The following is a 4,057-nucleotide window of genomic DNA, read 5'->3' on the forward strand; positions in this document are numbered from 1 at the left end:
AGAACGATACCTAAAAGGCGGGTCAATTCTCGGTGGAAACGCCGGGTCAGCTCTCAGTGGAAATCAACAAGATCGGCGATTCGATATGCCATTTTGGATCCTTTCGAAGCAGTAACTTCGCCTTGAGTGTGTGCCAGATTTTAGGAGTTTGGAAAAGACGTCATCGAGAACAAAACGAGATCACAATAATGTTTCCCCGACGTTAATTGGATCCTGGTCAGTCTTAAAAAAACTGCACCTTTGTCGGCGACGCCGAGAAAATACGTTCTATGGGTAGATCGGCGAGCTTTCCTGAACATGGAATTGCCTGGACATTATGGTCCTGGCCGCATCATTTAGTTGGCGACGGAATCCCTGTTATGATTCGCGCTCTTATGATCGCTATAGCCCACTATGGCTGCATTCGCTAGAATTCGAAAACGTTGTTCTGGTAATCGAAACGATGGCTGGGGCGCCTGGATTCGAACCAGGGATGACGGTACCAAAAACCGTTGCCTTACCGCTTGGCGACGCCCCACCAGAGCTTGGGCGGCGAACCGCTTGCTCAGATCGCGCCTGATTAGCAAAGCTCTTTGCCTGTCACAATGACTAAGTTGCGCCTGCGGCAGATTTATGCGCGCGAAGTGGCGGGCGGCGTGCTAGCATGAGGTGTTATTATCACCCTGAGATCATCGTCCCGCATGGAAAGCCCCGCATTCGACCTTGCTTTCGAGCCGGCCTATGGGCGGGCCGTGCCGGTTGTTTCCGGTATCGCGCGGGTCACGGCGGAAAATCCCGGGCCTTTCACCTTTTTCGGCACCAACAGCTATCTCGTCGGCACCTCCTCGCTTGCCGTCATCGATCCCGGGCCGGAGGACGAGGCGCATTATCAGGCGCTGATGGCCGCACTTGGCGGCCGTGAGGTGACGCATATCTTCGTCAGCCACACCCATCGCGACCACTCGCCGCTGGCCCGCCGGCTGCAGGCGGCAACCGGGGCGGTGACGGTGGGGCAAGGGCCGCATCGGCCGGCACGGCGGCTCCGGGCCGGCGAGGTCAACCCCTTTGCCGAAAGCTCGGATCTGGAGTTCGTGCCGGATCTGGCGCTCGGCGACGGCGAGACGATTGCGGGCGATGGCTGGTCGCTGACAGCGGTGCTGACGCCGGGGCATACGGCCAATCATGCCGCCTTCGCGCTCGAAGGCCGGGAGATCCTGTTCTCGGGCGATCATGTCATGGCCTGGTCGACCTCGATCGTCGCGCCCCCGGATGGGTCGATGGGGGATTATATGGCGTCGCTCGACAGGCTGATAGAGCGCGAGGACGGCCTGCTGCTGCCCGGCCATGGCGGGCCGGTCAACGAGCCGAAGATTTTCCTGCCGGCGCTGAAGGCGCATCGGCTGAAGCGCGAGCGGGCGGTGCTGGCGCGGGTTGCGGCCGGCGATCGGGGGATAGCGGAGATGGTGAAGGCGATCTATCGCGATACCGATCCGAAGCTGCATGGGGCGGCCGCCCTTTCCGTGCTCGCCCATATCGAAGATCTGGTGGAGCGCGGCGAGATCGTGGCGGATGGGCCGCCTTCGCTTGCCGCCAGCTACCGGCCGGGATAAATGAGAGGCGGAGGGGAGATCAGCATGGGCCGCGCCGATTACAGCTATCGCAACGATCCCGCCGTGCCCGCCTTTGCCGATGACCGGCCGCTGATCGTATTCGATGGCGAATGCGTGTTCTGCTCCGGCTGGGTGAAATTCGCGCTGAAGCACGACAGGCGGCAGCGCTACCGGTTTCTGGCGGCGCAGACGCCGCTCGGGCAGGCGCTCTATCGGCATTACGGGCTCGATAACCGCGATTACGAAACCAATATTTTCATCGACGGGGGCCGCGCCTTCTTCAAATCCGATGGGTCGATCCGCATGGTGGCGGGGCTCGGCTTTCCCTATTCGCTGGTCAGGCTGTTCCGGCTGCTGCCGCGGCGCGCGGCCGATGGGCTTTATGAATTCATCGCCCGCAACCGGCTGAAGATCGCCGGGCGGCAAAGCTGCATGGTGCCGACGCCGGAGCAGCGCGGCCGCTTCATCGCATGAGCGCCGAGCGGCTTTCCCTGCTGATCATCGGCGGCTACGGCACCTTCGGCGGCCGGCTCGCCCGGCTGCTCGGCGAGGAACCGCGGATCCGGCTGCTGATCGGCGGGCGGTCGCTCGAAAAGGCCGATGATTTCGTTGCCGATCTCAGGTCGCCGAAAGGCAGCGCCGGGCGGCTGGGCAGCAACGATCTCGGGGCGTGGCTGCAGGCGGTGGCCTTCGATCGCAATGGCGATCTCAGAGAACAGCTGACGCGGCTCAGGCCCAATCTCGTCGTCGATGCCTCCGGGCCGTTCCAGAGCTTCACCGGCGATGCCTATAGAGTGGTGCAGGCCTGCATCGATCTCGGCATCGATTATGCCGATCTCGCTGACAGCACCGGTTTCGTCGCCGGCATCGGCGGGCTGGATGCGGCAGCCAAGGCCAAGGGCACCTTCGTGCTCTCGGGGCTGAGCAGCCTGCCGGCGCTGTCCTTTGCGGCGCTGCAGGCGATGGCGCCGCAGTTTTCCCGCATCGAAAGTGTCGCCGCCGGCATTGCCCCGTCGGCGCATGTCAAGATCGGCCTCAATGTCGTCAGAGCGATCGCGAGTTATGCCGGCAAGCCGGTGGCGGTGCTGCGCGAGGGCCAGCCGGCCGAGGGGCGCGGGCTGATCGATCAGATGCGGGTGACGATCGCGCCGCCCGGTGTGGCGCCGCTCGCCAGCCGGACGTTCCTGCTGGTCGATGCGCCCGATCTGGCGCTGCTGCCCCAGCACATTGCCGGCCTGCAATCCACCTTCACCGGCGTCGGCACCGAGCCGCAGGCGCTGCAGCGGCTGCTGGGCCTTGCCGCGCGGCTGGTGAAGCTGCGGCTGCTGCCCTCGCTCACGCCGTTTTCGCGGGTGCTGCAGGTGGCCAGCCATCGCCTCGCTTTCGGCGCCCATCGCGGCGGCATGTTCGTGCGCGCCGGCGGGCTCGATCGCGACGGGCGGCGGCTGACGGCCGACTGGTCGCTGATTGCCGAAGGCGATGACGGGCCGTTCATTCCGGTCATCGCAGTCGAGGCGCTGGTGCGCCGGCTGCTCGAAGGCCAGCGGCCGCAAAGCGGCGCCCGGCCGGCGGCGGGGGAATTGCGGCTTGCCGATTTCGAAACGGCCTTCCAGCGCTTTTCGATCAGCTCGGGCATCCGGCTGGATTACCAGGATGAGGTCCAGCCGCTCTACCGGCGGGTCCTCGGCGACGCCTGGCAGAAGTTGCCGCCGGCGCTTGCGGCAATCCATGGCGGCGGCACCCGCCTTGCCTCCGGCCGGGCGCGGATCGAGCGCGGCGGCGGTCTCATCGCCCGGCTGATTGCCGGCCTCATCGGCTTTCCCGCCGCCGGCGAGGATGTGCCGGTGGCGGTGCGGTTTGTGACCGACGGCGACAGGGAGGTCTGGACGCGCAGTTTCGGCGGCAAGACGTTTCGCAGCTGGCAGGCCGCGGACAAGGGCGGCGACCAGCCGCTGCTTGCCGAAGTGTTCGGGCCGTTCCGGGTGCTGCTGGCGCTGGTGCCGGAGGGGCAGAAGCTGCGGCTCGTGGTGCGCGGCTGGCGCTTTTGCGGCATTCCGCTGCCGCTGTTCCTGGCGCCGGGTGGCGATACCTATGAGGAGGAGCGTGATGGGCGGTTCCATTTCCACGTGGAGATCGGCGGGCGGCTGACGGGGTTGATTGTGCGGTATTCGGGTTGGTTGGTGGTGGAGTGAGGGGGTGGGCTCGCTCTGCCTTGGAGCCCCCACTGACAATTGTTGCCGGGCACTCACCTCTCCTCCCTCGTTCCTGTGCCCGTCACAGGAATCCAGCCACCGCGCGTCGGCGCGGTGAATGACTGCTCTAGGGGCAAGGCATCTCCCGCGCCCAGGGACCTGGGCGCGCTGGATTCCTGTGACATCCCTCGGGCAAGGCCCTGAGGCCACAGGAATTGTCTCTCAAATCTGTGCTTTACTGCAGGGGAAGCTGGGATCGAGCCCCGGGATGGCCAT

Annotated in this window: 3 protein-coding genes and 1 tRNA gene; 3 read left to right on the forward strand and 1 reads right to left on the reverse strand. The window is 65.0% G+C overall.

The genetic code is table 11. The features are described 5' to 3' along the window. Positions 1–443: 443 nt before the first annotated feature. Positions 444–517: transfer RNA gene (locus ATY29_RS33460), tRNA-Gln, on the reverse strand. Between the two features lie 163 nt (positions 518–680). On the opposite strand from ATY29_RS33460, the gene ATY29_RS33465 reads away from it, so the two are divergent. From ATY29_RS33465 to ATY29_RS33475, 3 genes are read left to right on the forward strand one after another with little or no spacing between them, the layout of a single operon-like run. Then, positions 681–1,589: an MBL fold metallo-hydrolase gene (locus tag ATY29_RS33465; protein WP_097537533.1), complete on the forward strand. Its 909-nt coding sequence runs from the start codon at positions 681–683 to the stop codon at positions 1,587–1,589. 24 nt (positions 1,590–1,613) lie between these two features. Continuing rightward, complete coding sequence (locus ATY29_RS33470) at positions 1,614–2,063, forward strand: thiol-disulfide oxidoreductase DCC family protein (protein ID WP_097537534.1); 450 nt, start codon at positions 1,614–1,616, stop codon at positions 2,061–2,063. Then, positions 2,060–3,781, forward strand: coding sequence for a saccharopine dehydrogenase family protein (locus tag ATY29_RS33475; protein ID WP_097537535.1), 1,722 nt, complete (start codon positions 2,060–2,062; stop codon positions 3,779–3,781). The genes ATY29_RS33470 and ATY29_RS33475 overlap by 4 nt, the downstream gene beginning before the upstream one ends. Positions 3,782–4,057: the final 276 nt, after the last annotated feature.

This window comes from Rhizobium hidalgonense (assembly GCF_002914525.1).
Taxonomy (GTDB): Bacteria; Pseudomonadota; Alphaproteobacteria; order Rhizobiales; family Rhizobiaceae; genus Rhizobium; species Rhizobium hidalgonense.

Coding starts and splice junctions, on each gene's coding strand:
- ATY29_RS33470 (WP_097537534.1), top strand. CDS start 1,614: ATGGGCCGCGCCGATTACAGCTATCGCAACGATCCCGCCGTGCCCGCC.
- ATY29_RS33475 (WP_097537535.1), top strand. CDS start 2,060: ATGAGCGCCGAGCGGCTTTCCCTGCTGATCATCGGCGGCTACGGCACC.
- ATY29_RS33465 (WP_097537533.1), top strand. CDS start 681: ATGGAAAGCCCCGCATTCGACCTTGCTTTCGAGCCGGCCTATGGGCGG.